The 23,148-nt window shown below is 73.5% G+C and carries 28 protein-coding genes; 3 read left to right on the top strand and 25 right to left on the bottom strand.

Annotated elements, in window-relative coordinates; all coding sequences use genetic code 11:
- The 21 genes from VQ03_RS21050 to VQ03_RS33195 all read right to left on the bottom strand — a co-directional run.
- On the bottom strand, positions 1–504 hold a 504-nt coding region (locus VQ03_RS21050), incomplete at its 3' end, for a DUF2793 domain-containing protein (RefSeq protein WP_048452863.1).
- Positions 497–4,423 carry a baseplate multidomain protein megatron gene (locus tag VQ03_RS21045; protein WP_048452862.1) on the bottom strand — a complete coding sequence of 1,309 codons (3,927 nt, stop codon included), beginning with the start codon at positions 4,421–4,423 and terminating at the stop codon, positions 497–499. The genes VQ03_RS21045 and VQ03_RS21050, both read right to left, overlap by 8 nt.
- A complete protein-coding gene (locus VQ03_RS21040) occupies positions 4,420–4,908 on the bottom strand; it encodes an NlpC/P60 family protein (protein ID WP_048452861.1) in 489 nt (162 codons plus the stop codon). The genes VQ03_RS21045 and VQ03_RS21040 overlap by 4 nt, the downstream gene beginning before the upstream one ends.
- Positions 4,886–5,773, bottom strand: coding sequence for a DUF2163 domain-containing protein (locus VQ03_RS21035; RefSeq protein WP_048452860.1), 888 nt, complete (start codon positions 5,771–5,773; stop codon positions 4,886–4,888). The genes VQ03_RS21040 and VQ03_RS21035 overlap by 23 nt, the downstream gene beginning before the upstream one ends.
- Positions 5,774–5,777: 4 nt before the next feature.
- Positions 5,778–6,413 (bottom strand): DUF2460 domain-containing protein, encoded by a 636-nt coding sequence (locus VQ03_RS21030; RefSeq protein ID WP_048452859.1) that lies wholly within the window; start codon positions 6,411–6,413, stop codon positions 5,778–5,780.
- A gap of 19 nt (positions 6,414–6,432) precedes the next feature.
- The gene (locus VQ03_RS21025) at positions 6,433–7,773 is read right to left on the bottom strand and encodes a phage tail tape measure family protein (RefSeq protein ID WP_245292152.1); all 1,341 of its coding nucleotides are present in this window, start codon (positions 7,771–7,773) and stop codon (positions 6,433–6,435) included.
- Positions 7,770–8,339 carry a gene transfer agent family protein gene (locus VQ03_RS21020; protein ID WP_048452858.1) on the bottom strand — a complete coding sequence of 190 codons (570 nt, stop codon included), beginning with the start codon at positions 8,337–8,339 and terminating at the stop codon, positions 7,770–7,772. Before VQ03_RS21020 ends, VQ03_RS21025 begins: the two co-directional genes overlap by 4 nt.
- Positions 8,340–8,346: 7 nt before the next feature.
- On the bottom strand, positions 8,347–8,793 hold the full coding sequence (locus tag VQ03_RS21015; RefSeq protein WP_048452857.1) for a phage tail tube protein: 447 nt from the start codon (positions 8,791–8,793) through the stop codon (positions 8,347–8,349).
- A 25-nt stretch (positions 8,794–8,818) separates the two neighbouring features.
- On the bottom strand, positions 8,819–9,238 hold the full coding sequence (locus VQ03_RS21010; RefSeq protein ID WP_048452856.1) for a DUF3168 domain-containing protein: 420 nt from the start codon (positions 9,236–9,238) through the stop codon (positions 8,819–8,821).
- Positions 9,238–9,522, bottom strand: coding sequence for a hypothetical protein (locus VQ03_RS21005; RefSeq protein ID WP_048452855.1), 285 nt, complete (start codon positions 9,520–9,522; stop codon positions 9,238–9,240). Before VQ03_RS21005 ends, VQ03_RS21010 begins: the two co-directional genes overlap by 1 nt.
- A complete protein-coding gene (locus VQ03_RS21000; RefSeq protein WP_048452854.1) occupies positions 9,519–9,833 on the bottom strand; it encodes a hypothetical protein in 315 nt (104 codons plus the stop codon). Before VQ03_RS21000 ends, VQ03_RS21005 begins: the two co-directional genes overlap by 4 nt.
- Entirely contained in the window at positions 9,833–10,207 is a 375-nt protein-coding gene (locus VQ03_RS20995) for a DUF4054 domain-containing protein (RefSeq protein ID WP_048452853.1), read from the bottom strand. Before VQ03_RS20995 ends, VQ03_RS21000 begins: the two co-directional genes overlap by 1 nt.
- A gap of 1 nt (position 10,208) precedes the next feature.
- Positions 10,209–10,472, bottom strand: coding sequence for a hypothetical protein (locus VQ03_RS20990; protein WP_083468130.1), 264 nt, complete (start codon positions 10,470–10,472; stop codon positions 10,209–10,211).
- 12 nt (positions 10,473–10,484) lie between these two features.
- Positions 10,485–11,432, bottom strand: coding sequence for a DUF2184 domain-containing protein (locus VQ03_RS20985; RefSeq protein WP_048452852.1), 948 nt, complete (start codon positions 11,430–11,432; stop codon positions 10,485–10,487).
- 15 nt (positions 11,433–11,447) lie between these two features.
- Positions 11,448–11,891 carry a structural cement protein Gp24 gene (locus VQ03_RS20980; RefSeq protein WP_048452851.1) on the bottom strand — a complete coding sequence of 148 codons (444 nt, stop codon included), beginning with the start codon at positions 11,889–11,891 and terminating at the stop codon, positions 11,448–11,450.
- On the bottom strand, positions 11,891–12,895 hold the full coding sequence (locus VQ03_RS20975; protein WP_048452850.1) for a DUF2213 domain-containing protein: 1,005 nt from the start codon (positions 12,893–12,895) through the stop codon (positions 11,891–11,893). The genes VQ03_RS20980 and VQ03_RS20975 overlap by 1 nt, the downstream gene beginning before the upstream one ends.
- A gap of 175 nt (positions 12,896–13,070) precedes the next feature.
- Positions 13,071–14,333, bottom strand: a complete 1,263-nt coding sequence (locus VQ03_RS20970) for a DUF1073 domain-containing protein (RefSeq protein WP_048452849.1) — start codon at positions 14,331–14,333, stop codon at positions 13,071–13,073.
- Positions 14,333–15,700, bottom strand: a complete 1,368-nt coding sequence (gene terL / locus VQ03_RS20965; RefSeq protein ID WP_048452848.1) for a phage terminase large subunit — start codon at positions 15,698–15,700, stop codon at positions 14,333–14,335. Before terL ends, VQ03_RS20970 begins: the two co-directional genes overlap by 1 nt.
- Positions 15,701–15,722: 22 nt before the next feature.
- A complete protein-coding gene (locus tag VQ03_RS34720) occupies positions 15,723–16,337 on the bottom strand; it encodes a hypothetical protein (protein ID WP_048452847.1) in 615 nt (204 codons plus the stop codon).
- 250 nt (positions 16,338–16,587) lie between these two features.
- Positions 16,588–17,274 carry a transcription termination/antitermination protein NusG gene (gene nusG, locus VQ03_RS20955; RefSeq protein WP_245292154.1) on the bottom strand — a complete coding sequence of 229 codons (687 nt, stop codon included), beginning with the start codon at positions 17,272–17,274 and terminating at the stop codon, positions 16,588–16,590.
- A gap of 34 nt (positions 17,275–17,308) precedes the next feature.
- Positions 17,309–17,473: a hypothetical protein gene (locus tag VQ03_RS33195; protein WP_157064187.1), complete on the bottom strand. Its 165-nt coding sequence runs from the start codon at positions 17,471–17,473 to the stop codon at positions 17,309–17,311.
- A 379-nt stretch (positions 17,474–17,852) separates the two neighbouring features.
- Between VQ03_RS33195 and VQ03_RS20950 the strand changes: the two genes are divergently transcribed.
- Positions 17,853–18,557, top strand: a complete 705-nt coding sequence (locus VQ03_RS20950; RefSeq protein WP_245292151.1) for a LexA family transcriptional regulator — start codon at positions 17,853–17,855, stop codon at positions 18,555–18,557.
- Between the two features lie 122 nt (positions 18,558–18,679).
- On the opposite strand, the gene VQ03_RS20945 is transcribed toward VQ03_RS20950, so the two are convergent.
- The 3 genes from VQ03_RS20945 to VQ03_RS20935 form a co-directional block, all read right to left on the bottom strand.
- On the bottom strand, positions 18,680–19,066 hold the full coding sequence (locus VQ03_RS20945; RefSeq protein WP_048452845.1) for a hypothetical protein: 387 nt from the start codon (positions 19,064–19,066) through the stop codon (positions 18,680–18,682).
- Positions 19,067–19,348: 282 nt separating this feature from the next.
- Positions 19,349–20,263 carry an aldo/keto reductase gene (locus VQ03_RS20940; RefSeq protein ID WP_048452844.1) on the bottom strand — a complete coding sequence of 305 codons (915 nt, stop codon included), beginning with the start codon at positions 20,261–20,263 and terminating at the stop codon, positions 19,349–19,351.
- Entirely contained in the window at positions 20,260–21,159 is a 900-nt protein-coding gene (locus tag VQ03_RS20935) for a helix-turn-helix domain-containing protein (RefSeq protein WP_048452843.1), read from the bottom strand. Before VQ03_RS20935 ends, VQ03_RS20940 begins: the two co-directional genes overlap by 4 nt.
- 149 nt (positions 21,160–21,308) lie before the next feature.
- On the opposite strand from VQ03_RS20935, the gene pobA reads away from it, so the two are divergent.
- On the top strand, positions 21,309–22,508 hold the full coding sequence (gene pobA, locus VQ03_RS20930) for a 4-hydroxybenzoate 3-monooxygenase (RefSeq protein WP_048452842.1): 1,200 nt from the start codon (positions 21,309–21,311) through the stop codon (positions 22,506–22,508).
- Positions 22,509–22,521: 13 nt separating this feature from the next.
- Here the strand turns inward: pobA and VQ03_RS20925 are convergent, their stop codons facing one another.
- Complete coding sequence (locus tag VQ03_RS20925; RefSeq protein ID WP_048452841.1) at positions 22,522–22,965, bottom strand: PACE efflux transporter; 444 nt, start codon at positions 22,963–22,965, stop codon at positions 22,522–22,524.
- An 89-nt stretch (positions 22,966–23,054) separates the two neighbouring features.
- Here VQ03_RS20925 and VQ03_RS34715 point away from each other — a divergent pair.
- A partial coding sequence (locus VQ03_RS34715; protein WP_157064186.1) for a LysR family transcriptional regulator occupies positions 23,055–23,148 on the top strand: 94 nt, incomplete at its 3' end.

Here is a 23,148-nt window from a genome sequence, read left to right as displayed (position 1 = left end):
GAGGGTGTAGCGCAGATCCCCAGTGCCGCCCTCGCCCGCGGTCAGCGCCGTCCAGAGCGCCTTGTTCAGCTTGGCGGCGAAGGGGTTCTGCGCGTCGGCGGTGGTGCCGAGGCCGAGGCGCGTGAGGTTCTGCAACGCCGTCACGGCGGTCAGGGTGGAGCGGAACGAGGCCCAGGCCGCACCCGTGTAGATGTACAGGTCCGCCTCGTCCGCCACGAAGGCGAGCCAGCCGGGGCGCGGCACGAAGGAGCGCCACGCCCCGTCCTGGTAGCGCACCACGCGCCCGGCCCAGCCCGCCCACGCCCCGGTGGGGCTGGCGCCGGCGATCAGGTAGCGGTCGCCCTCGGCCGGGCTCGCTGGCGGTGCGGTCAGGTCCTTGTCGAGGACGGCGAGCTGGACCAGCGTGTCCAACGCGACCAGCGCCTCGTTGTGGGTCACGTGCTTCTGCGCCTGCGCCGCTTGCAGCAGCGGCAGGGCGAGGTTGGCGGTGGCTGCGTCAGGCATACAGGGTCGCCCTCAGGGCCGCGCCGCGGCCGTAGGTTGCCGAGAGTTGGTGGATGGCGACGGACAGGCGGGTGACCGGCCCGCCGAAATCGGCCGCCTGGTGGGCGGCCGTGTAGGTGAGGACGGGCGCCGAGGCTTCGAGCGTGCGCAGCACCGTGGCCTCGGCGGAGGAGCCGGACAGGATGTCGAGGGCGTAGGCCTCGGCTTCCTCGCCCAACGGCACCTCGACCTGTTCCCACGGGTCGCCGTCGATCCGGGTGCGCCGGATCCACGACAGCACCAGGTCGCCGGTCTCGGCCCGCACCATCCGTCCTTGAGCCGGGGCGTAGGGGCGCAGGCCCACGCCCCGGAACGCCAGGGTGTCGCCGGTGAAGCTCGGATCATCCTGCGGTCGGCCGAGCGGCCCCCAGCGCCAGGCAAGCGGCAGGGTGCGGAGCGCCAGCGGCATCCCCGATTGCACCAGGGCATCGGTGAGCACCACGAAAGGGGCGCCGGCCGGGGTCGGGGCTCCCAACGCGAAGTCCGTCCCGAGCTGGCCGCGCAGCAGCGTGGTCAGCCGGTAGCGGCCCGGTGCCGTCAGGGTCGCGCTCGCCCATTGCAGCACCTCCCACTCGCCCGACGGGGTGAGCAGGGCCGCGACGTTGGCCCCGTTCAGCACGTCGATTTCCGAAGCGGAGACCAGCTCGACCCCGCGCGGCACCTCGACATAGACCGCGCTCACCCGGTCCCACCGCGCGCACGGGCCCGAATAGAGGTCGGCCGTCAGTCGCCCGATGATAGACCGGGCGCCCACCACCGCGTCGTCCGCGAAGGCCCCGCCGGCGGTCGAGCGCAAAACCGCCACCGGCGACCACGGCGCCGTGTAGGCAGCGAGGTAGGGCGCGTGCGGCACCGCGTCGGACCGCAGGAGCGGCAGGTCGAGGATGTGGAACAGCGCAACCCCCACCGTCGCCGGCGGCTCGGCCGGCCGCGGCGTCGCGGTGCCGTCCCGGTAGGCGAACACCGCCGGATCGGTGCGGATGCCGCTCGCCGGCCGGCCCGCTTCGAGGCCGAGGCGGGTCAGCCGGTAATCGGTGCCGCTCCCGGCGAGGGAGAGGGTGACGACATCGCCGGCATCCAAAGCGAGGCAGGACGGCGGCAGGGTGGCCCCGACCTGCTCCCGCTCGACCACGCCCTGATAGAGGAGCGCCTGCGCGATGCCCCGCGCCGTGCCCTCGTCGAGGCACAGCGGCACCGCCACCCGCTGCACCGCGTTGGCCCGGCCGTTGGTGCGGCGTGCCTCGACCGAAGCCGATTGGTAGCCGCGCTGCGGATCGATGTAGGTCAGCGCTACCACCCCGGGCAGCGCGGTTTCCTCGCCCCTTGTGCGCCGGTAGTCGCCGGCGCTGCCCTCCCGCGCCACCAGGTCGTCGGCCGTCAAGATTGCCGCCGGCGCTCGCGCCAGCGGGGCGAAGACCAGCCGCCCGGCCGACTCCGCCGCGTCGAAGAAGAAGCACGTGCGCAACGGTTCGAGCGAGGCCCGCGGCGTCTGCACCTCCGTGACGGCGTAGCCCTCGACCACACCGGAGAGCTGGCCGACATCGATCGGCACGCCGAGGCCCCCGCACAGCTCGGCCACCACGTCGGCGATCGGCGCCAGGCCGAGCCGCCCGTTGATCCAGTGGCCGAGGCGGTAGTTCGGCCCGTCGCTCCACACGGCCGCCTGGCGCGGGAAGTCCGGATAGGGCCGGGCGTCCCAGGTCCAGACGAACAGCCGCTCGGGATCGACCATCCGGCCGCCATAGACGGCCGAGACCGGGTTGCCGGTGGCGCCCTGCCAATAGGCCAAGGTGGCTTCCAGGTAGGCGCGCTGCGCCGCCAGGTCGCGCCGGCCGTTCGAGAAGTAGGGCAGGACGCTTTCCGACGACTTCGGGTCCACGAAGACGTTCGGTTGGTTCATGCCCTTGTCGACGGCCGCGCAGCCGACTTCGATGAAGCGGATCGGCTTGCCCTGCGGCACCCAGCCCGTGGCATTGGCCTGGCGCACCCCGCCCGGCCGGTGGCGGTGCGGGTTCGCCCACCAGCCGCGCAGATCCTTGAGCCGGAAGACCCAGTGTTCGCCGTGAGCGCTGTCGGCGATCGGCGCCCGGTTCTGCGCGTCGCGATCGGCGAGAGTCGGATAGTACCAGTCGAACAGCTCGCCGGCCGCGACGTTGCTGGCGAGATAGCCGGGATCGTAGGGCGAAGGGGCGCCCGCTCTCGCTTCGAGATGATCGAACCCATCGCGCCAATCGGCGAGCGGCATGTAATTGTCGATCCCGACGAAGTCGATATTCGCGTTCGACCACAGTGGATCCAGGTGGAAATACACGTCGTTCGAGCCATCGGCCGGGCGATGGCTGGCGTATTCCGTCCAGTCGGCCGAGTAGCCGAGCTTCGTGGCGCTCCCCAGGATCGCGCGCGCGTCGGCCGCCAATGCCACGAGCTGCGCCACCGCCGGGAAGGTCGAGGCGTCTGAGCGCACGGTAGTGAGCCCGATCATCTCCGAGCCGATCAGGAACGTGTCCACCCCGCCCGCCGCCTCGGCCAGCCGCGCGCAATGCAGGATGAAGCGGCGGAACGAGAATTCCGCCTTGGTGCTGGTGACCGTCTTGCCGTTCCACGCCAGGTCCCCCGGTGCCACCGTGCCGAAGAACGCCGCGACCTGATCCGCCGCGGCCGAGGTCTTATCGACGGTGCCGGGCCGGCCTGGTGCCGGATGGCAGGTGACGCGCCCGCGCCAGGGGAAAGCCGCCTGCTCCGCCCCGCCATAGGGATCGGGCAGGCCGTTGCCGGGGGCGATGTCCATCATCACGAACGGGTAGAGCGTGACGGCGTAGCCCCGAGCCTTGAGCGCCTGGACGAGCTGCACCACCGACAGGTCGGAGGGCGCGCCGCCGAGCAACGGCGTCCCGGAGGCGCCGCCGCTGACGATGGAAGCCGCCGCCCGCTCGACCCCGCCGGCGATCCAGTCCGGCTTGGTGGTCTTCGAGGCCGTCTCGGCCTTCGGGACGATGCGGCAGGACCCGAGCCGCAAATCCGTGCCGTGCCAGGCGACCACGAGGGAGACGTGGCGACAGCGCGGCGCCTCGACCGCGAGCTGATCCAGCGCCTTGAGCGCGTCGACCCCGCCCGACACCGTGTTCTGCCCGGTGAGCCCGCCGAAGGTCGAGGCGTTGACCGGCACGGTGGCATAGGTGAACTCGCCCATGCTCGGGATCATCGTGACCGCCGTCACCAGCTCCTCGAGCGCCGGCCGGCCGGAGGCGTTGGGCGGGCGACGGATCACTTCCGCCGTGATGACCGGGACCCGGTTGCCAAAAGCCGCCAGGGGCAGGTCCTCGAACACGATGTAGGCGAGGCCGCGATAGGCCGGGGCGCTGGCGGCGCCCTCGATCGCCGCAATCTTCGGATCGGGCCCCTGCGCCTCGTCGCCGAGATAGACCCGGGCATTGTGGGCCGCGAGGTCGATCGGCTTGCCGTCCACATAGACCTGGCCCAATGCGACGATCGGGCCTTCGCACAAGGCGACCGCCACGCTGACGCTGTAGGCATAGGTGACGTTGAACGCCTTCTGCCCTCCGCCACCCTTGCCGCCGGAGGACTTCACCTTCTCGACCGTCTGCACCTCCTTCAGCTTGGTCGCCCAGATGATCTGCCCGCCGATGCGGACGCGGCCGAAGACACGGGCGATCGCCGCGCCCTCGGTCGAGGCGGTGACGTGGAGGTCGGACAGGCGCGGGCCGAGGTTGACCTGTGTTTTCGGCTTCGAGCCGAACATGGCGCGATCGAGGGCGCTGCCGCCGGCGGCGCCGAGCGCCTGGCCGATGGCGCCGCCGATCGGGCCGCCAAGCGTGGTGCCGACCGCCTGGCCGACGACCGAGAGGACGAGCGTGCTCACGTCGGGATCTCCGGCAAGGGGACGGGCGAGGGCTCGGGCAAGGGCTCGGGGAAGCGGAAGGCGTAGGCGATGCGCCGGGCCCAGCCCGGCGGGATCCAGCTCTCGACCACCGCGTGCCCGTCATAGGCGTGGATCATCACGCACGGGCCGACCAGGATCGCGCAATGCTTGGCCGGCAGGCGCTCGCGCCAGCGGAACAGCAGCACGTCGCCGGGCCCGGCCACCGTGAGGTCGAGCGGCACCAGGTGCCGGGCGGCGGCATCGCGCAGCGTCTCGGCGCCCCGGTCCTCGGCCCAGCTCGGCGTGTAGGGCGGCGGCGCCTCCGGCTCGGCGCCGTACAGCTCGGCGTAGACGCCCCGCAGCAGGCCGAGGCAATCGGCGCCGGCGCCCCGCATGCTGGCTTGGTGGTGGTAGGGTGTGCCGAGCCAGGTTCGCGCCAGCGCGACGATGCGCGCCCGCGTCTCAGCCGAGGCGGCCTCCGTCATTGTCGGCCCCCTGGACGGCGTAGGCCACGGCGTAGTCGTTGCCCGGCAGGTCCGGGAAGCCGCGGAAGTTGACGACGTTGGCGAACTTGTCCCGGCAGCTCGCCAGGGCCTTGTCGCAGCCGGCGGTGACCTGGAACGCGTCGCCGGGCGCGACCGGCGCCGGCATCGGCTCCCACAGGTCGAGGACGGCGAGCGTGCCGGTGCGGGTATGCGCCCGCACCTCGAAAGCCGCGCCGGCATTGGCGCCGGAGGTCCAGACCAGCCGGCCGGCCTCGAACCAGCGCGAGGCGTACCCGGCGAGGCCGGAGGCGGTCAGCTTGCGGGCACTTCCCACCGTCGCGACCGTGCCGGCGCCGCGGATCGCCGGGGCGGTGGCGTCGATCCGGCACCGGCCGTCGCCGAACTGCGCGTCGCAGGAGCGCTGGTAGACCCGGCCGCGGGGCTGGTTGAGCCGGTCGGCGAGGCCGCGCACCTCGGCGGTGAAGGCGGTGGGCCCGCGCGAGACTTCGCCCACGGTGCCGGAGAGCACGAGGACGCGGTCGGCCGGGCTCGCCCAGTCGACGCGCCAGACCGCGACCGCGGCGCCGTCGAACAGGCCGCGGGCGAGTTCCGCTTCGGCCAGGCGCCCACTGGTGAGGGCGCCGACGATCTCGAGGGAGTCGGCGGCAAGCCCGGTGCCCTGTTCGAGCGCGGTGCCGGTGGCGCCGCTCTCGGCCGAGCACAGGACGCCGTCGACGGTGAGGTCTAGGTCATGGTCGGTGAAGCCGAGGCGCAGCCCGTCGGCGCGGGTGACGATCCAGCACGTGCACAGGGTGGTGACCCCGCTCGCGAGGCGAGCAGAGAGAGTGGGCGGCAGAGTCTTCATGGGCTCAGCGGCGGATCTCGAGGATCGGGATGTCGGCGACGAGGCCCGCGCGCAGGGCCTGGTGGTCGATCTCGATGCGGTCGGTGGCGAAGCGCACCGGCACGTCGAACAGGAAGCCGGCGGTGACCATCGCCCCGGAGGCGGGGGCGGCCTTGAGGGTGACGAGGCCGGTGGTGGCATCGAGCGTGAAGGCGGTGCCGGCGAGCGCCACGCCGCCGACCGCGACCTGGACCGAGCCGGCGACCGGCTTGGTGATCGGTCGGGCGTACGGCGCGAAGGCGGCGCCGTAGGTCTTGGCGAGGGGGAAGACCCGGGTGGTGCCGTCGCCGGTGCCGAGGCGCTGGTCGGTGGGCGCGATCGTCTGGCCGGGGGCGGCGGAGCTGTGGTCGAAGGTGTCGCGCCAGCGGAAGCCGTGAAGGGGACCGCGGCGCTCCTCGAAGAAGGCGAGGAGGACGGCGACGTCCTCGGCCGAGCGCAGGGCGGGACCCGCGTTGTAGCGGCGGCGGGAATGGCGCCAGAGGCTGTTGCGCTCCTCGTCACCGGAGCCCAGCGTGACGATCTCGGTGCGTCGCTCCGGCCCGCCGCGGGAGCCGTAGGAGAGCGCGAGGGGAAAGCGCACCTCGTGGAAGGGGCTCGGCATGGCTCACGGGCTCCAATTCTCACAGGCCCCTCAGGCCGCGCTGCACCGCCCGGGCCAGGGCGGCGCTGACCTGAGCCTCCGAGCGGTGGAAGCTCGGGGCGTCCGCGGTGGCGATCGAGACCGAGACCTGGACGTTCGGGGCGGCGGGCGCCGGGGCGACGCCGTGCGCCGCCGGCAGGATCCGGCCGGGCTGGAGCGGCACGAAGGTTTCGCGCCCGCTCTCGCCCACCGTGTACGCGACACCCGGGGTGACGGGCCCGCCGGCGGCGCGGCCGGTCGGGCTCGGGGTCAGGCCGAGGGACCCGAGGGCGTCGCCGACCAGGTCGGCGCCTGGGCCGCCGCGGCCGAACAGGCCGTCGAAGGCCCGGTCGAGGCCGCGGCTCGCGAGGGTGGTGGCGAGCCGGGCGACGACCGTGGTCAGGCGCTCGCCGTGCAGGATCGCGCCCTTGAAGCTGTCGGAGAGCGCCGAGCCGAGCTCCCGCGAGGCGGATTGCGCGGCGCGCTGCGCGGCCTCCGCCCGCTCGACCTGCGCGGTCGCGGCGCCGTAGGCCTCCGCCACCCGGTCGACCTCCTCGCGGAGCGCCGGGGTCACCGCGAGGTCGGCTTTCTTCGCCGCCTCCAGCAGGCGGAAGGCCGCCTCGGCCTTCGCGGCGGCGCCCTCCTCCCGGCCGACCGCGTCGGCCTCGATCTTCAGGAGGCCGGTGCGCCGGGTGAGGCGGGCGACCTCGTCGCGAAAGGCGTCGTCCTCCGGCTCCGCCGCCTTGCCGGGTCGCGCCGCCGACCGGGCGGGCGCCCGCCCGGTCTGTGCTGCCGGCGCGGCGGGGGCGAGGCTGCCGCGGGACGCGGCGTCGCTGATCGCGAAGGCGTCGGCGATGCGGGCGCGGATCGCCGCGCCCTCGCCGGAGGCCGCCTTCATCCGCCGGCCGAGATCGGCGACGAGGTCCGCGGCGGCCGGGATTTTTTCCGCGATGCCTCCGACCGCGCCCGCCACCGCCTCGAATCCCGCCACCGCCTCCCGGGAGGCGGTCCCGGCTTCCGTCAGGCGGGCGGTCAGGCTGCCGACCGCATCGTCGACCCGCCGCAAGGCGGCGCCGTCGCCGGCGGGCACGGCGCTCGCCTGCTCCATCGCGCGCTGGAGCTTCCCCAAACCCTCCGGCGCCGCCATGCGGGCGATCTCGTCGCGGACCTCGGCGCCGGCCCGTGCCATCGCGGCGGCGATGCGGCCGGCCCCGGCCTCGACGGCGCGCTCGGCCTCCGCCATCGCCCGCTCGGCGAGCGGCCCGGCCCGGGCCAACTCGCGCTCATAGGCCTCGACATGGGCCTCCAGGGAGACCACCAGGCGCTCGATCTCGGTCGTCATGCGGGAGATCCGTCGTCTGCGAGGCCACCCTGGAGCCAGGCCCAGAGCGCATCCTCCTCCTGAGGCGTCGGGGCGTCGGCGGCGTCGGGATCGCGGGCGCGGTTGAAGCCGTCGATATAGGCGGCGAGCTGCCACAGGCTCATCGCCCGAAGGTCGGCGGCGGGCAGGCCCATGGCGGCGGCGGCGCCGTAGAACGCCGCGAAGGCGATCCGCCCCTCCGGGCCGGCGGCCCCGGCGGGGCGGCCGACCGTCTCGTCCTCGGTGCCTTCGAGGGAGGCCGCCAGGACCAGGGCGGCCTTGGCGATCAGCGGGATGCAGGGCAACCCGTCGAGGCGGCGGGCAAGCGCATGGGCCTGCGGCACCGGGGCGCCGCCGCCGATCAGGCCGAGGCGCAGCACGTCGCGCACGTCCCGGAACCGGTAGCGCCGGCCGGCATGGAAGCGGTGCAGCAGGGCGGCCGGGCCCATCCCCGTCGCCTCCTGCAACGCCTCCAGGTCGCCGATGGCGAGGCGGAAGCGGTGGGTCGTCCCACCCAGGTCGAGGTCGATATGGCCGTCGCGGCTCATCGGGACCTCACGAGGCCGCCGTGAAGGCAACGGTCCCGGTCGATTGCAGGGCGACCGAGACGGTGCAGCGCTCGCCCCGGACGGCGCCGACCTCGAAGGTGGTGAGGTGGAACAGCCCGTCCCAGGCGCCGCCGCCCTCGGCGCCGGTGCCGCTGACCTCGACCCGGGCCTTCACCGGCACGTCCGATTCGAAGGCGGCGCGCCAGCGGGCGATGCTCTGGCGGGCCATCACGCCCTTGCCGGAGACCGCCACGGATTTCGACACCGCGACCCGGTCGACGAAGGGCGCGGCGTCCTCCTTGTCGCAATCGGGGATGACGGCGCTGTTGGTCTCCTTGGTGAATTGCGCCGCGCGCTCGGTGAGGCCGCAGGGCGCCTCGAAGGTGCCGGCCTTGGTCAGGCTCTCGAGCTTCACGGCGATGGCGGAGAAGGTCAGGGTGGTGGGCTGGGCCATGGCGTGCGTTCCTGAAGGCGGAAGATCAGATCGTTTCGGCGGCGACCGCCCCGAAGCGGGCGATGCCGTGCCAGGAGCCGGGCCCGAGGGGCTCCGGCAGGACCAGGCTGCGCTCGTGGGCCAGCCACAGCAGCTCGCCGCGGCTCAAGGGCAGGTTGGCCTCGTCGAGGGCGGTGGCGACGGCGGCGAGCAGGTCCTGCATCGGCCTCAGGTCCCGGGCCCCGCGCAGGAAGGCGTGGACGGTCAGGCGGCAGGCGCAGCCGCGCCAGCCTTGGGCCTCGTAGGGGCCGACCTCCGGCGGATCGACGCGCAGGAACGGCCATTCCTCCCGGGCGCTCACCGCCTCGCGCACCCGGTCGCCGACGAGCGGGCGCAAGGACGGATCGGCCAGCAGGCGGGTGCGCACCGCCCGCAGGAGGTGGGGCGACAGGTCGACGACCGCCATCAGCCCCTCCCCGCGAGGCGCGCGACGGCGGGGGCGATCACCGGCCGGGCGGCCCACGTCGCGGTGCCGAATTCCCGCGCGATCAGGTGCGGCGCCTCCACCGTCACGGTGGCGCCGGCAGGCGTCTCCGTCGCTTCGGCGTGCCCGTCCGGCAGGTCGGCGGCGATCTCGGCTGCGAGCGTGCGCGCTTCCTCCCGCGCGCGGGCCCGCGCGGCCTCGCTGCCGGCCCGGGCGAGGCGGGCGAGCCGCGCCTGGAGCGGACCGGTCTCGGCTCGTGTCGTCACAAGGGTCTCCCCTGGATGAGGGCGTGGCTGCCGGCGGGGTCGGTCTCCACCGCGACGATGCGGTGGCGGATCCCCGCCAGGGTGATCTCGTCGTCGGGATTCGGGGGTGAGCCCGGCGTCAGCACGGTCATCCGCACGAGCCGCCCCGGCAGGCCGGGCTCCTCGCTCGCCTCCCGGATGCCGTCGCGCCGGGCCCGGACGGGCGTGTCGCTCGCGACGTCGTCCGGGCCGATCCGGTGCAGGATGCCTTCGTCGAAGAGGGGGGCGAGGACGCCTCCGAGATGGCGGCCGAGGCCGTCGAGGAGGCCCATCACACCACCGCCACGCCGACGCCGTTGCGGCGCATCACCTCGTGGAAACGCCGCCCGTAGGAGGTCAGCCCCAGGGTGCCGGGGGCCGCGTCCGTGGGCGGGTCGCGGCGCTCGAGGTGGAGCGTGCCGCTGCGCAGGGCCTTGAGGTCGAGGGCGCCAGCCCGGGCGAGCTCGGCCTCCGGCCCGCCCTGCCCGTCGAGGGTGAGGGTGTGGGCGGCGTGGAGCATCCGCCCGAGGGCGGCATCCGCCGCCGGCCAGGCCGCGCCGATCCGGGGCGCCGCCTCGGCGAGCGCCCCGGCGATCGGCGCGTCGGCGACGCTGGCGAAGGCCGGGAACCGGGCCCGGAAGGCGTCCGGCGTGATCGCGTCCGCCATCTCACGCCTCCCCGCTGGAGGGCGGCCGCTCGCGGCCGCGGCGGCGCTCGGGGCGCGGGTCCGGCGGCACCGGATCCGCTAGCGTCGGGCCGGGTTCCGCCTCGACCCGCACCTCGCCCGCCGCCTCCCAGGCGGCGAGGCACGGATCCCTCCGGTCGGGGAGCGCGATCACCGTGCTCTCGCCGGGCACGAGCAGCCGGGGCGTCCGCGCGCCCTTGGGCCAGACCAGCCGGGGGCCGGCGGCGTGGTTCGTCACCCGCATCATCGCGCCCCTCCCCTAGATGCCGTCGAGGTAGCGGCAGGCGGCGGGGCGGCGGATGTCGAGGCCGCCGAGCCGGAAGGCGCCCGGCACCTCGAAGCGCCAGGGGCCGGTCTGCCAGGCCGGGAAGAACCGGAACGGCATCGGCAGCCACAGCTTCAGCACGGAAGGGTCGCGGCGATAGGCGACCATGCGGGCGGTGCCGCCGGTGCCGGCGGTCTCGAGGGTCCGCACGCCGAGGACCGTGAGGTCCTGCCCGGTCTCCAGGGTGTAGACGTTGTGGCGCCGGATCCAGTCGAGGAGCGTGATCGGGCTCGTCGGGTCGAGGCGGCGCAGGCCGAGGCTCAGCATCTGGTCGTAGGGCAGGAGCAGGGTGTCGGCCATCTCGACCGTGCCGCTGCCGGTGAAGATGCCGATGAGCTGGCCGTTGATGTCGGTCAGCACCTGCTCGGCGGTCTTCTGCGACCAGAGGGTGCTGCCGCTGGTCCCGGTGGCGGCGGCGCTGCCCACGGTCACGCTCGGATGGTTGAGGAGGCCGGCAAAACCCTTCGTCGCGTCGCCGCGCAGGGCGATCTGGTCGATGAACTCCTCGGAGGCCTGCCGGGCGGCGTCGGCCTTGTCGGCGTCGAGGGTCATGCCGAGGAGCTGGGCCTTGCCGAGTTCCTCGAGGTCGTAGCCGTAGCCGATCCCCGCCATGGCGACGGTGGTCTCGTATTGGCGCCGCAGCATCTCGACCTTCGGCACGTCGGTGGCGGCGCCGTGGACCCAGGTCGCCTGCCCGACCCGGTCGACCGAGAAATAGGTCACGGTCGGCACCCATTCGGGTGCCGCGGTGTCGACCGGCACCAGCCGCGGATAGCGGATCGCCGGGTACTGGTTGCGGTAGACGGTCGGCTCGATGAAGGCCTGCTGGCTGACCAGGAAGGCGAGGGCCCGGGGAGCGTCGGTGAGGAGGGTGCGGGTCATGGGGATTGCCTCTCGTCAGTTCATGCGCAGGCGGACGAGGCCCCCGGCGGAGCCCGAGGTGTCGAACAGGGCGCCGGGGATCAGGATGTTGCCGGAGGCGGTGGCGGTGACCGCCCCGGTCGAGGTGACGTAGGCGGCGGCGCCGACGCTCGCGGCCGTGGCAGTGACGACCCAGACGGTGCCGCGCACCATCACCGGCGCCGTCTCTCCCTTGGCGAAGAGGTCGGCGCCGCTCGCGCTCGGCCGGGCGTTGCGGTCGGCCAGTACGATGCCGCGGAAGACCGCCCCCGAGGCGGCGATACCGTCGTCGCGGGTGCCCTGGAAGGCGGCCCGGCCGAAGGCGATGCCGTCCGTGGTCTCGACGGTGCGGCTGACGATCGTGGCGGGGTCCTGGTCGGCGGCCATGCCCTCGTAGGCGGCGGCCGGCCGGGCGGGGTAGCTGGACTGGATCGTGGGCATCAGCGGGCTCCTGCGGGCTTCCAGGCGTTGCGGAGGGTCTCGACCATGGCGGCGTGGGCCGCCTCGGGCGTCGGGGCGTCGGCGCTCCGCTGGCGAAGGGCGTCGCGCAGCGGGTCCGGGGCGTGGGGCGGTGCGGTGCGGCGCGGGTCGGCGGCGGCAACCCGGAAGGCGCCCTCGATCGCCGCGGGGCTCATGGCGGCGGCCTCCGCCTCGCCGAGCGCCCGGGCGATGGCGGCCCGCCGGATCGCCTCGGCATCGAGGCCCGCGGGATCGAAGGAATCGCCGAGGATCCGGCGGGCTTGCGTGACCAGGGCGCCGCGCGCGGCGGCGAGCGCGTCGAGGGCGGCGGCATCGGGCACCCGGGCGCGGAGCGCCGCGACCTCGCCCTCCCGCTCGGCCAGCGCGGCCTCGGCGGCCTCGGCCCGTGCCTCGGCCTCGGCGAGGCGTCGGCCGAGATCCGCGTCGCCGATGCGGCAATCCGGACCGGCGCGTCCCTGCGCCACGATGGCGACGTGGTCGACGACGACCCTCGTCTGGCGGGCGTCGTAGGGGCTGCCGTCCGGGGCGGTGCCGGGCGTCCAGTCGAGGTCGCAGGTATAGCCGACCGAGACCTCGCGCCGCCCGCCCTGCACCGCCGCGATGGCCGCGGAATCGGCGAGCAGCATCGGGATGCGGACGAACTCGCCGTCGCGCACCACCTCGTCGCCGACATGGCCGCGGGCGACGCCGCGCCAGGTCCGTGGCGTCACCGCCTCGGGCGGGTGGTCGAGGGTGACGGGCTTGTGGCCGAAGCTGCGCAGTGATTCGGCGCGGAAGATCTCGTCCGGGTCGCGGTAGATCCGGACGGTGGCGAGGTCCGGCCGGGCGACCTCGTCGCCGCGATAGACCTGGACGTTGCCGGCCCGTGCCGCGCGGGCCTGCACCACCAGGGCGCCGTTGCCGAGCGGGCGCGCGCCCGCGATCTCGGCCGCGGGGCCGAGGCTGAACCGGTCGAAGAGGTGCATGGGGATGGTCTCGCGCTGGGAGGTGGAAAGCGCCTCTCCCGTGCGGGTTCGTCAGTTCACAGGCCGGGTCGCGCGCATCCCTCCTCTCCCCGCCCGCGGGGAGAGGAGGGAAACCCGCGCCTTGTCCGACGATGCGACTGTATCGAGCCCGCTCGGGAGCGGGTTGGAACTCGGCTCAGCCGGCCGGCCGGAAGGCCGCGGCGATGCCCGGGAAGAGGTCGGCGCTCGACAGCCAGCCCTCGACGCCGCGGGACAAGGCACCGGCGGGCACCACGCCCTCGCGGGCGAGGAGCGCCGCGGTCTCGGCCTTGAGGCGGCCGACCTCCGCCTTCTCGCGCTCGCTCGCCTGGGCGAGCGGCCGCCAGGCGTAGCGCAATCCGGGCTCGTCGCGGCCGAGGGCGTCGCGAATCAGGAGCCGGTCGAGGCGGGCGACGGCCGGCGTCAGCTCGACGGTCTGACGGGCCGCGACGTGGTCGTGGTAGTTGCGGATGTCGGATTCGCCGGTGGCGTTGAGGCCGGCGGGCGACTGGCCGAGGAGCCGCGTGACCGGAATGTCGGCGGCGCCCGCCGCGACCTGGAGGAAGAGCCGCGCCACCTCCGGCAGCCCCGAGAAATCGAGCTGCTTCTGCTGGTAGCGCTCCCCCTCCGGCGAACGGCCGTCGCCTTCGAGCAGCAGCATCCCGAACAGGCCCTTCATCCGGGCCGCATAGGCGAAGCGCTCGGTGAGCGCAGCCGTGCCGTCCTCGGTCGAGAGATGCTGCGACAGGCCCGGCACCGAGATCACGTCCTGCTTGGCCTCGGGCAGCATCGCGGCGATGTGGGCGGACGCCGCCGTCGCCTGGTCGATGGCTTCGAGCAGCGCCTGGAGCACGCTGTCGCCCCAGCCGTCACCGAGCGCATCGTCCGGCAGGGCGGCGCCGAGGAGACGCACCACCCGCGAGGGATGGACCGCTTGCCCGCCCGCGACGGTGTAGCCGCGGGGCTCGCCGAACCAGGGCGAGAGCGGGTCGCGCTCGAGGGCGCCGGCCTGGATCTGGCCGCGGGGCAGGACGTGGAGGTAGCGCAAGCCCCCCTGCCCGAGGGTCTCAGGGTCGAGCGGCAGGCCCGGATCCGGGGCGCCGTCGCCGATCAGGAGCGCGGCGCCGCCATGCAGGCGGGCGAGGCGTAAGCCCCGCAGCAGGCGGTCGCGGAGACACAAGCGCTCCTCGCTCGCGGCCAGAGCCGCCGCGACCTCGGGCGGGGCCTGCCAGGCGCGCCACTCGCGCAGCATGTCGAAGGGCACGATGTCGACGACCTTGCGGGCGATCCAGTTGTCCCGGTAGGCGGCATCCAGCTCCGCGCGGGCGCGGGGCACGTGGACGTGCAGGTTGCCGGTGCTCTTGTCCCGCGGGCCGCCGAGGCCGGAGACGAGGTTGGCGAGGCGGTCGGTAAGCCACATCACAGGACTCCGAGCAGGCCGTATCCCGGCCGGGCCAGCGCCGCGAAGGCGCGCGAGAGGGCGTCGACCTGATCGAGGAAGGCGCCGTTGGGGAAGGCGCAGAGCTCGTCGAGGAAGGCTTCGTTCCAGGGCCCGGCGACGAGGTGCAGGTTGCCGGCCTCGGCCTGGGCCGAGACCGGGGCGGCGCGGGTCGCCTTGTCGCCGCTCTCCGGCGTCGCCCGCGCGTCGTAGCCGGCGAGCCGCCCGACGAGGTACTGCGCCTGCGCCTTGCCGGCCTGTCCGGGGTCCTGCGGCAGCGAGATCCGGCAGGACGGCCCGTCCGCGGCGGCCGTCGCCAGGATCAGGCGCTCGACGCCCCCGGCCGAGAGCCGGTCGCGGCGGACGTCGACGACATAGAGATGCCCGTCGGGGCTGCGCGCGAGCTTGACTCCGGCGGTGTAGTCCGGCTGGCGCCCAGGCCTCGGCACGCTCGCCGCGAGGTCCCAGGCCCGGACATCGATGCAGCCGGCGGGCAGGGCCCGCACCAGGGTGAACCAGCCGCGCTTGAACAGGCCGCCATCCCGGGGGGCGGGCCGCTGCTGGTACTGGCCGGCCGCCGCGTATTCGCCCATCGCGGCCTTGTCGCGCTCCACTGCTGCCCGAGGGAAGCGCTCCGGGAAGAGCAGCTCGCCCGGCCCGCGGCGGGGATCGGTGAATCCGATCCGGGTGGCGCAGGCGCGCTCCGGCTCGAACTCCATCGGCAGCATCAGGTGCTCGTAGCCGAGGTTCCGCGCCAGGATCACGCCCGAGAGGTCGCGCTCGTGCAGCCTTTGCATGATCACCACGATGGCCGAGCGGACGGGATCGTTGAGGCGGGTCGGCACGGCTTCGAGGAACCACTGCGCGATCCCCTCGCGCACCCGCTCGGAATTGGCGCCCTCGACCGAGATCGGGTCGTCGAGGATCACCCGGTCGCCGCGGGAGCCGGTGATCGAGCCGGCCGAGACCGCCTCGCGCAGGCCCGTCGCGGTGGTCTCGAACCGGCCCTTGCGGTTCTGGTCGCGGGTGAGCCGCACCCGTTCGCCCCACAGGGCCCGGTACCAGGGCGAGGTGATCAGGCGCCGCGTGCGCAGGTTGTCGCGAAGCGCCAGCCGCTCGGTGTGCGAGACCGCGACGGTGCGGAGAGCGGGGCGGTTCTTCGGCCCCCATTCCCAGGCCGGCCAGAACACTCCGGCGAGCAGGCTCTTCATCGTGCCAGGCGGCACGTTGATGAGCAGCCGGGTGATCTGCCCCGCGGTGACGGCTTCGAGATGGGCGCTGACCGCGTCGATGTGCCAGCCATGCACGTAAGGAGCGCCCGGCTCGATCACCGGCCAGGCCCGGCGCACGAAGCCTGCCAGGCTCTCCTCGCTATCGAGCCGGTCGAGGGCCCGCAGCAGGGCCGGCGGGTCCCTGAGCCAGGCGCTCGGCGATGGCCCGGAGCTGGGCCCGCTGCCCTTGGTCGAGGAGGTGGAAGGCCGCGTCGGGATCGGGAATCGCGGTGTCGTCACGGTGCCTGCCGTCCCTCTTGCCGTCGAGATCCCAGGCCTGCCGCTCCAGGGCGATCCACAGCCGCGCCGCGGCGGCGAGGTCGCGCAGGGCGACGACGCGCTTCTGCAGGATCGCCGCGCGGGCGAGCCCGCCCTCCTCCGCGCCCTCGTCGGGCGCGGCGTCGGCCGCGGCGGCCTGAAGATCGTCGAGGAGCTGCAGGGTGAGGGCGGCACCCTGCGCGACCACGATGCGGTGGCCGCCCAGCACGTCGCCCGGAAGAGCCTCACCCGAGGGGGGACCGCCCATCGGCACGTCGCCCGTGGGAGCGACGTCCGGCGGGGCGGCCGGGGCATCGCGCACCCATCCTTCCGCCCGTGCCCGGCGCCGAAGCGTCGCCGGGCTGATGCCGAACCGGCGCGCGATAGCGGGCCCGGCTCCCGGCTCCGCCCGGTAGGCTGCCGCGATGCCCGCCCAGTCGATGACTCGCCGTGCCATGTGCCTCCTGGTTGGAGTGTGGGAAGCACGGCACGGCCCCGGGCCGCCGGAGCCACGGGGCACGAGCCGCCCTTCGCCTCGGTGATGCCGTGGGCCGGGTCCGGGGACACATCCCCGCGTCGCGGGGCAGTCGAGCAGCCACGTCCCGTAAGGGCAGGCCGCAGACCCGGATAACCTGAGACCTTTGTACCTGCCCCACCGATGTTCGTCAAATGTTCTCTTCGGTGGGGCGCAACATTTTTCCGGTCCCTCAGTCCCGCTCGATCTGCTCCTCGTCGAGCGTCACCGGCGTCTCGCGTCCGAACAGCGATAGGGCGACCCGGTAGCGCCGACGGGCCGGATCGACGCCCTCAACCGTGCCGGAGAGGGCCTTGAGTGGCCCTTCGGTCACCCGCACGCCGTCGCCGAGGGCGAACAGGACCGCCCTCACCGCCTCCTCGTTACCGGTCTCCTCGTTACCGGTCTTCTGGCCGCCGCTCCCCCGGTCGCCATGGCCGGTGATCGCGTCGGCGAAGCCCTGGAGCACGGCGGGCGCGATGACGACGGCGCGGCCGTCGCGAAACAGCACCCGGGCGATGCCCGGATGGCCCTCGACCCGCGCGAGGTCGTCGTCGTCGCGCAGGCCCACGAAGACCGTGCGGTGCAGGAGCGGCACCCGCGCGGTGCGGCGGCGCCCCTGGGCCGAGGTCAACTCGACCTCCTCCCGCGGCTCGAAGGTGGCGATGCCGGCGGCTTCGAGGTCGCGGGCCGCCCGGGCGGACCAGCGCGCCTTCGTCTCGGCGACGAGCCAGACCCGGTCCATCGCCAGCACGATCCGGGCCGGGCGGACCCGCCGACGGCGCCGGCGCCGGATCTCGGCGGCCCGGTCTGCCGGCGGGCGGTCATGCGCCAGGGCCTCGCGGCGACGGCGGGCGATGCGGCGCTTCTTCCCGCTCACGCGGCCCTCCCCGCCTGCCGGAGAGCGGGTCCGATCAGGGTCCGCCGGGACGATCCGGTGGCGTGTCGGGTGGGGCGATCCGCTCGCGCCCGGCCTCTCGCGTCAGCGCTTCGGTCGCGCGCACGATCCGGGCGCGCACCATCAGGAACAGGCCGACCCCCGCGGCGAGGGTCCAGAGCACGATCAGGGCAACCTTCATCCGCCCCTCCTGCACCGAAGCGGCGCGTGGCGCGAGCGTCCTCGTCCCGGCTGAAGCGGCCCTCCGGCTTTCCGAGGGCCCTTTGCGGCGATTCGCCGCCGTGGCGGCCGGGACGCGAGCGGCCCGGATCGTCCGCATCCTCCCCGGCGTTGCGCCACCGGACCGCTGCATCGTCCGGTGATCCGCGGCCGGCGGCGAGGAAACGGTGGACCATCTGTGAACTCCCGCAACGAGGGATACGGCGCAAGCCTGCCCTTGGGTTAGGGTGGCAGGACGGGACACGCGCGAACAACGCTGCTTGCCGCGGGCCTTGCGGATTTATAGCTACATGATGTAGTGATTTTTCTCAATACCTCAAGTGTCGGGGATTTTCGCTGAGGTGATCCATTCGGGAGAGAACCGGGTCCGGGCCGCCCAGGGCGAGCGGCTGCGGCAGGCGCGCATCGCCGCCGGCTACCGCTCGGCGCGGGACGCCGCCCTGCAGAATGCCTGGCCGGAGAGCACCTACCGCGCGCACGAGGCCGGCACCCGGACCATCGGCCAGGACGATGCCGAACGCTATGCCGCGCGCTTCCGCCGCGACGGCGTCGAGGTCACCGCCAAGGGGCTCCTGTTCGGCGACGACGACGCGCCGGAGCCCTCCGCGGATGGCGGCCAGATCGTGGGAGTGAAGGGCTTGATCAGCGCCGGCGGCTTGATCGACACCGGAGACGAGCAGCCCGGTCCGGGGGGCGACCTGTTCCGGATCACGGTGCCGTTTCCGGTGCCTTCCGGCACCATCGCGTTCCGGGTCGCCGGCCTGTCGATGTATCCGAAATATGAGCCGGACGACGTGGTGCTCTGCGCCGAGGCGGGCGAGAGCCCGGAGCGGCTGCTCGACCTCTACGCCGCGGTGACGACGGCGGAGGGGAACCGCTTCCTGAAGAAGATCCTGCGCGGCTCGCAGCGGGGCGCCTACCACCTGGAGAGCCACAACGCCCCGCTGATGCCCGATTGCCGCCTGATCTGGGCCTCGGGCATCATCAGCACGGTGCATGCGCAGCACTGGAGCCGGTTCTGCGCCCGCACGAAATCCGCCGGTTGAGGTGATCGCTGCGTCGTGCAGCGATTCTGTCGTTCCACCGCGCCGTCGCATCGACATGCCGACGCGCAGGCATTCGGCGCATCGGCGCCCGCGGCACAGAACCGATCGAAAGCGCTGCGGTGTCAGTCCGCCTGCGCGACGCGGGTCGAGCGGCGCTGCGCGGTCCAGCGGCCGGAGCAGAGGGCGGAGACTTTCCAGGTGCCGGAGCCGGAATTGGCCTGGAGCCGGCCCGAGGCGGCGCCGCTCGCCGAGCCTTGGCGGACGGTGAGGCCGACATTGCCGTCCGGCCCGATGCGTCCGCTCACCGTCGCGCCGCCCTCCCCGGTCGAGGCCACCCGCACGTCGCCGTCGGTGATCGCCAGCGAGACGTTGTAGCGGCTGTCGCACATCCCCGAATCGGTGACGAGCTGCACCGCCCAGGTACCGTTGAAGCTCCGCCCCTCCGCCGCCTGCAGGCTGGCCGGCAGGGCGGCGCACAGGACGAGAGCGGCGACGGACGACTTGAGCATGGGACCCCCTGATTGTTCGAGCCCGGCCGCATGGATCGGGCCGGCTCGCTTCTTGAATGCGTGGCAGAGCGTTGCGGTGAGACCGCAACGTCCCGCTGCGCGAACACGGGCGGTCGCGCGCTGGACGAGAAGCGATGTGGATGGGGGATCATTAACACAGGCAGAACGGCAGCAATATGGCGGGGTGCGGCGCGCCGGTCCGGAGATCGACTGGATTGCGGCCGCGCTTGTTCGCCGTCTTGCTGGGCGGCGACTTTGCCGATCCTTGCGTTCAGCTTGGGTTCAGCCCGGCAAGGCCGCCGCCATGCGCCGGCGCAAGGAGTCGTCCGGCAGCGCCCCCATCCCGGCGCGCAGGTTCGCCGCCATGTGGCCGGGATCGGCGGTGCCAGGGATCGCGCAGGTCACGGCCGGGTGGGAGACCACGTATTTCAGCAGGATCTCCGCCCAGGAGGTGCAGCCGATCTCCGCCGCGTAGTCCGGCAGCGGAGTCTTCGCGAGGCGGCGCAGGAGCCCTCCGCCGCCGAAGGGCCGGTTGACCAGCACCGCCACGCCCTTCTCTGCGGCCAGCGGCAGCAGGCGCTCCTCCGCCGCCCGGTCGTCGAGGGCGTAGTTGATCTGGAGGAAATCCAGCCGCTCGGCCTTCAGGACCGCTTCGACGGCGTCGTAGGCGCTCTCGGTATAGTGCGAGATGCCGAGATAGCGGATCCGCCCCTCCTCCTTCCAGGCCCGCAGGGTCGGCAGGTGGGTGCGCCAGTCGAGCAGGTTGTGGATCTGCATCAGATCGAGGCGCTCGGTGCGCAGGAGCTGGAGCGAGCGCTTCATCTGCGCGATCCCCGCCTCGCGGCCGCTGGTCCAGACCTTGGTGGCGAGGAAGGTGCGCTCGCGGGCCCCGGCCTCTGCGACGAGATCGCCGGTGACGCCCTCGGCCCGGCCGTACATCGGCGAGGAGTCGATCACCCGGCCGCCCTTGGCCAGCAAGGTCGCCACCACCTCGCGTAACGGGCCCCGCTCGGCGGGTTTCGCCCCGACGTCGAAGCCGCGCCAGGTGCCGAGCCCGATCACCGGCAGGGTCTCGCCGCTCGCCGGGATCGGCCGCCGGTGCAGCTCCGCCCCTTGCGCCGCGGCCCCGCCCCCCACCGCGGCCGCCAGCGCGGCGCCGAGAAAGCCCTGCCGGGTCAGTCCGTACCCGCTCGTCATCGCGTCTCTCCCTTGTCCGCGCCGCGCCTGTCACGGAACGCCCGCGGGCACTCGCCGGTGCCCTTGGCGAAGAAGCGCGAGAAATAGGCCGGGTCGGTGAAGCCGAGGCTGTAGGCGATCTCGGCGATTCCGAGGTCGGAATAGAGCAGGCTGCGCTTGGCCTCGAGCAGGCGGCGCTCGCGGATGATCCGGCCGGGGCTCGTCCCCGTCACCGCCCGGCAGGCGGCGCGCAGCCGCGCCTCGGTCACCCCGAGATCGTCCGCATAGGCCGAGAGCGGCCGCTCGCGGCGGTGATGCGCCTCGACGGCCTCGCGGAAGCGCGCGGTCAGCAGCGCCTGCGGGCCCGGCGGGGCAGCCGGCGCGCGCGCGGCGGCGAGCCGCCTGAGGCCGGCGACCAGGAGCAGCATCAGGTGGGCCTCGATGGCGCCGCGACGGCCCGGGGCCGCCCAGGCCAGTTCCCGGGCGAGCTCGGCCACCGCCTCCTCGACCGGGCCGGGCTCCGGCAGCGCGAGCGCCGCCGGGCCGGCGAACAGCGCCGACAGCTCCGGCTCGCGCCCGCACAGGTCGCGCAGGTAGCGCGCCGACAGGGTCAGCACCGCCCCCGCCGTGCCGTCGGCGAAGCGGAAGCCGTGGGCGGTGCCGGCCGGGACCGCCAGCAGGCAGGGGGCCGCGAAGGTCAGGCGCTCGGCCTCGGCGCGCATCTCCCCGCCGCCCTCGGCGATGACGAGCAGCTGGTGCAGGCTCGAATGGACGTGCGGGCGGATCGTCCAGCGGTTCGGACGGCTGCGATCGTCCAAGGCCTCCAGGTGCAGGAAGCGGTCGTCGGCGTCCCGCGGCGCCTCGCCGTAGAGGAAGAAATGCGGCACCGCAGGGGGTTGAGCAGGGTCGAGGTGCATCGCGGACGGATTCTCGCGCAGCGGGCGGGATCGACGGAAAATCCAACTTTTCCCTCGCCCCGTCCATCGTCAACCGGCGCCGCGCGGTTCACCTTTCCGTCACGGAGCAGCCACTGCGAGACGGTGGCGCCATGGAAGGAAACCCCCACATGCGCACGCAGGTCGCCATCATCGGTGCCGGCCCGGCCGGCCTCTTCCTCGCCCACCTGCTGGCCCGCGCCGGGGTCGACGCGGTGGTGCTGGAGCGGCGCACCCGCGACTATGTCGAGGGACGGGTGCGGGCCGGCGTGCTGGAGCAGGGCACCGTCGCGCTGATGGAAAAGCTCGGCCTCGACGGCCGGCTCAAGGCCGAGGGCCTGGTCCATACCGGCACCAACCTCGCCTATGACGGCGAGATCTTCCGGATCGACATGGCGGCGCTGACCGGTGGCTCGGCCGTCACGGTCTACGGCCAGCAGGAGGTGATGCGCGACCTGTTCGACGCCGCCGAGCCCCGCGGCGTGCAGATCGTGTTCGAGGCCGGGGACCTGCGGCTCGACGGCCTGACCGGCGACCGCCCGAGCGTCACCTTCACCAGGGACGGCCAGACGCAGAGCCTCGCCTGCGACTTCGTTGCGGCCTGCGACGGCTTCCACGGAGTCGGGCGCGCGGCGATCCCGGCGGATGTGCTGAAGGTCTACGAGCGGGTCTATCCGTTCGGCTGGCTCGGGATCCTGGCCGAGGTGCCGCCGGTCAACCACGAACTGATCTACGCCAACCACGCGAACGGCTTCGCGCTCGCCAGCATGCGCTCCCCCACCCGCAGCCGCTACTACGTCCAGGTCGGCCTCGACGAGCGGATCGAGGATTGGTCGGACGAGCGGTTCTGGGACGAGATCGAGACTCGCCTCGGGCCGCAGGCCTCCGCCGGGCTCGTGCGCGGTCCCTCCTTCGAGAAGAGCATCGCCCCCTTGCGCAGCTTCGTCGCCGAGCCGATGCGCTACGGCCGTCTGTTCCTGGCCGGCGACGCCGCCCATATCGTCCCACCGACCGGTGCCAAGGGCATGAACCTCGCGGTCTCCGACGTCGCGATGCTCGCCGAGGCGCTGACCCTGCATTACGGCGAGCGCGATCCGTCCGGCCTCGACGGCTACTCGGCCCGGGCGCTCGCCCGCGTGTGGAAGGCCGAGCGCTTCAGCTGGTGGTTCACCGGCCTCACCCACCGCTTCCCCGACATGGACGCGTTCGCCCGCCGGATGCAGGTAGCGGAACTCGCCTATATCCGCGGCTCGCAGGCCGCGCAGACGGTGATCGCGGAGAATTACGTCGGGTTGCCGATGGCAGCCGGTCACGCGCCCATGGGCGCGTGACCGGCCAAGGCCTTCAGCGGGACGGCTCCGCCGCGACCTCGCCCCAGTTCTTCAGCGGGAAGACCCAGTCGTAGGCCAGGTTGAAGACGAAGGCGTAGGCCACGTAGAACAAGGCGATCGCGATATCCATCACGAAGGCCTCGACGAGGCCGATGCCGAGATACCAGGCGATCGGCGGCAGCAGGATCACCAGCAAGCCCGCCTCGAACAGCACCGCATGGGCCACCCGAAGGCCTAAGCGCTTGCGCGTGGTGCCGAGGAACCGCTGCATCGCCCGATCGAAGCCGAGGTTGTAGACGTAGTTCCACGCCGTCGCGACCATGGCGCTGCCGATGCCGATCACGCCCATCTCGGAGGCGTGCAGCCCGAACACCATCGTCCCGAGCGGGATGATGAGCGCGAGGCCCACAACCTCGAACAGGATGGCATGGCGGATCCGGTCGCGTGTGCTGCGCATGGTCTGGCTCTGGACGCTTCGATTGGTGCGCCGCCTTCTATCTGCGATACTCCGGCCGGCAAGTTGGGACGTATCTCGGAATCGGATGGATGGCCGTCTCCTTCGACCAGCTCCAGGCCTTCGTGGCGGCGGCCGAGGCCGGGTCCTTCTCCGGCGCCGCCCGCGCCTTGCGCAAGGCGCAGG

The sequence above is a fragment of the Methylobacterium tarhaniae genome (assembly GCF_001043955.1).
Taxonomy (GTDB): domain Bacteria; phylum Pseudomonadota; class Alphaproteobacteria; order Rhizobiales; family Beijerinckiaceae; genus Methylobacterium; species Methylobacterium tarhaniae.
This window is presented reverse-complemented; position numbering and strand designations above follow the sequence as displayed.

Coding starts and splice junctions, on each gene's coding strand:
- VQ03_RS21040 (WP_048452861.1), bottom strand. CDS start 4,908: ATGACGGAGGCCGCCTCGGCTGAGACGCGGGCGCGCATCGTCGCGCTG.
- VQ03_RS21025 (WP_245292152.1), bottom strand. CDS start 7,773: ATGACGACCGAGATCGAGCGCCTGGTGGTCTCCCTGGAGGCCCATGTC.
- VQ03_RS21030 (WP_048452859.1), bottom strand. CDS start 6,413: ATGCCGAGCCCCTTCCACGAGGTGCGCTTTCCCCTCGCGCTCTCCTAC.
- VQ03_RS20945 (WP_048452845.1), bottom strand. CDS start 19,066: ATGCTCAAGTCGTCCGTCGCCGCTCTCGTCCTGTGCGCCGCCCTGCCG.
- VQ03_RS20925 (WP_048452841.1), bottom strand. CDS start 22,965: ATGCGCAGCACACGCGACCGGATCCGCCATGCCATCCTGTTCGAGGTT.
- VQ03_RS20985 (WP_048452852.1), bottom strand. CDS start 11,432: ATGACCCGCACCCTCCTCACCGACGCTCCCCGGGCCCTCGCCTTCCTG.
- VQ03_RS20940 (WP_048452844.1), bottom strand. CDS start 20,263: ATGACGAGCGGGTACGGACTGACCCGGCAGGGCTTTCTCGGCGCCGCG.
- VQ03_RS21020 (WP_048452858.1), bottom strand. CDS start 8,339: ATGAGCCGCGACGGCCATATCGACCTCGACCTGGGTGGGACGACCCAC.
- VQ03_RS21000 (WP_048452854.1), bottom strand. CDS start 9,833: ATGGGCCTCCTCGACGGCCTCGGCCGCCATCTCGGAGGCGTCCTCGCC.
- VQ03_RS34720 (WP_048452847.1), bottom strand. CDS start 16,337: ATGGCACGGCGAGTCATCGACTGGGCGGGCATCGCGGCAGCCTACCGG.
- VQ03_RS20990 (WP_083468130.1), bottom strand. CDS start 10,472: ATGATGCGGGTGACGAACCACGCCGCCGGCCCCCGGCTGGTCTGGCCC.
- VQ03_RS21010 (WP_048452856.1), bottom strand. CDS start 9,238: ATGGCGGTCGTCGACCTGTCGCCCCACCTCCTGCGGGCGGTGCGCACC.
- VQ03_RS33195 (WP_157064187.1), bottom strand. CDS start 17,473: ATGAAGGTTGCCCTGATCGTGCTCTGGACCCTCGCCGCGGGGGTCGGC.
- VQ03_RS21035 (WP_048452860.1), bottom strand. CDS start 5,773: ATGAAGACTCTGCCGCCCACTCTCTCTGCTCGCCTCGCGAGCGGGGTC.
- VQ03_RS20970 (WP_048452849.1), bottom strand. CDS start 14,333: ATGTGGCTTACCGACCGCCTCGCCAACCTCGTCTCCGGCCTCGGCGGC.
- pobA (WP_048452842.1), top strand. CDS start 21,309: ATGCGCACGCAGGTCGCCATCATCGGTGCCGGCCCGGCCGGCCTCTTC.
- VQ03_RS20995 (WP_048452853.1), bottom strand. CDS start 10,207: ATGGCGGACGCGATCACGCCGGACGCCTTCCGGGCCCGGTTCCCGGCC.
- VQ03_RS20935 (WP_048452843.1), bottom strand. CDS start 21,159: ATGCACCTCGACCCTGCTCAACCCCCTGCGGTGCCGCATTTCTTCCTC.
- VQ03_RS21015 (WP_048452857.1), bottom strand. CDS start 8,793: ATGGCCCAGCCCACCACCCTGACCTTCTCCGCCATCGCCGTGAAGCTC.
- VQ03_RS20980 (WP_048452851.1), bottom strand. CDS start 11,891: ATGCCCACGATCCAGTCCAGCTACCCCGCCCGGCCGGCCGCCGCCTAC.
- VQ03_RS20975 (WP_048452850.1), bottom strand. CDS start 12,895: ATGCACCTCTTCGACCGGTTCAGCCTCGGCCCCGCGGCCGAGATCGCG.